The sequence below is a fragment of the Microcoleus sp. B7-D4 genome, from assembly GCF_036705125.1.
Classification (GTDB): domain Bacteria; phylum Cyanobacteriota; class Cyanobacteriia; order Cyanobacteriales; family Microcoleaceae; genus Microcoleus.
This window is the reverse complement of record NZ_JAUBTT010000251.1, coordinates 1-1,589: the sequence shown is the minus strand read 5'-3', so window position 1 is coordinate 1,589 and position 1,589 is coordinate 1. Positions and strand designations below refer to the sequence as shown.

The following is a 1,589-nucleotide window of genomic DNA, read 5'->3' as shown; positions in this document are numbered from 1 at the left end:
AAGCGAAGCAGCCGGCTGATGTCGATGATGGCGAGGGAATCGTTCGTCCGATAGCCAGCAAGAGCGCGATCGCCTTGACACCTAGGATTACCGCATTCATGAGGGTGCATTGTTTTTCTTTAAAAGTAATAAATAAAGCTTTGTACGGACAAAAACATTGCTTGCTACCGATTGAGAACAGCCATAACCAGCCTCAACCAGCAAAGGCAGTCTCTGCACAAAAAAGCAGCAATTTGACCGAAAAAGTCAGGCATTTGCAGGATATTTTCAGGTAAATACAGGTAAAGTGCAGCCCCTGCAAATACCTGCTTTCCGCCTGACTTTATACTGCAAACCCCTGACTTTATACTGCACTTGCCTGACTTTAGCGCTCCGCAACAATTAGCTAATTTTTTAGCCTTTTTAACAAAAACTGAATTGACTTAATAGTCAAGTTCCGGCATCGGAATTGAATAAAAAATCAAGTTGAGCAAGTGTGAGAAAATTGGCAACACAGTAGCCGTTATCTAAATTGAATAAAAAATCAAGTTGAGCAAGTGCGAAAAATTTGGCAGCGTAGCAGCCGTTATGTCAGCATTGACAGTCGCATAAATTGCTGTTGTCGGACTCGCGCTTTGCAATCGGCTAAACTGTTGCTATGAAGGCAGGTTAAGAGCAGACCATCTAAAGTGTCTTAAGGGCGAGAGCGTCTGTGATCGTTGCAACGCCGGTCAAGTAAATCAAATTTCCCCGCCTATCCATTTATAGAAATAGTAATTTCTTATTCGCTATCGATTTACCGGGGAATCAACCAGGAGCGATCAGACTGCCCAACAAGCTGATCGCTCCTGGTTTCTCCGTGGTCAGCAAGGAAAAATCAAAGAGCGGCAGACCGAGGAAAACTTTCAGCAATATGCGTTTTTATGCGTTTTTATGCGTTTTTATGAGATCGCCCATCACCTTTTAGCTGATTAAACTCTTCAAACTGCGTCTCGCCAACTATCGCCAAAACATCGGTGGATGCAAGAAAGGCCCGCGTCGATTGCCGCCGCAAAATCCTCCTCAATAGCTGAAGATACGATGCCAGATTGGTAGCCGCTCGCCTGTTTAATTGTAGGAGCTCCGTCGTGGGCGATCGAACTGTCGCTCAAGCCGCTCGCTCGCTACCCAAGTGCGATGGGAAAGTTGCGGCAATTGATGCCTGTGCTGCCACAAAAGTCGCCACAACAGCAGGAGCAATGTGAGCAATCGGCACAGTCGAATATCGGGTAAAAATCAAGTCGCTTGACACCTAGAATGCCCCATTCATAAGGGTGCATTATTTTTTATCTGCACGAATTAGTCAGAGTTTGCGATCGCAAAAACATTGCTTGCTACTGAGAGAGAACAACTATAACCAGTCCCAACAGGTCAAGACACGAACAGCACAAAAAAGCAGCAATTTGACCGAAAAAGTCAGGCAAGTGCAGGATATTTTCAGGTAAATGCAGGTAAAGTGCACCCCCTGCATTTACCTGCAAACCCCTGACTTTATACTGCAAACGCCTGATTTTATACTGCAAATTCCTGACTTTAGGGCACACAAAAAATCAGCTAATTTTTTTGGTGGC

At 44.9% G+C, this 1,589-nt stretch carries 4 protein-coding genes; 1 reads left to right on the top strand and 3 read right to left on the bottom strand.

The window, feature by feature from the left end; genetic code table 11:
- Positions 1 to 275: hypothetical protein (locus tag QUB12_RS37260; protein ID WP_333311112.1), on the top strand; the 275-nt coding region annotated here is incomplete at its 5' end.
- 684 nt (positions 276 to 959) lie between these two features.
- Here the strand turns inward: QUB12_RS37260 and QUB12_RS37255 are convergent.
- The 3 genes from QUB12_RS37255 to QUB12_RS37245 all read right to left on the bottom strand — a co-directional run bounded on the left by QUB12_RS37255 (position 960) and on the right by QUB12_RS37245 (position 1,541).
- On the bottom strand, positions 960 to 1,130 hold the full coding sequence (locus QUB12_RS37255; RefSeq protein ID WP_333311110.1) for a hypothetical protein: 171 nt from the start codon (positions 1,128 to 1,130) through the stop codon (positions 960 to 962).
- A complete protein-coding gene (locus QUB12_RS37250) occupies positions 1,127 to 1,270 on the bottom strand; it encodes a hypothetical protein (protein WP_194060198.1) in 144 nt (47 codons plus the stop codon). The genes QUB12_RS37255 and QUB12_RS37250 overlap by 4 nt, the downstream gene beginning before the upstream one ends.
- A gap of 82 nt (positions 1,271 to 1,352) precedes the next feature.
- Positions 1,353 to 1,541 carry a hypothetical protein gene (locus QUB12_RS37245; protein WP_333311108.1) on the bottom strand — a complete coding sequence of 63 codons (189 nt, stop codon included), beginning with the start codon at positions 1,539 to 1,541 and terminating at the stop codon, positions 1,353 to 1,355.
- Positions 1,542 to 1,589: the final 48 nt, after the last annotated feature.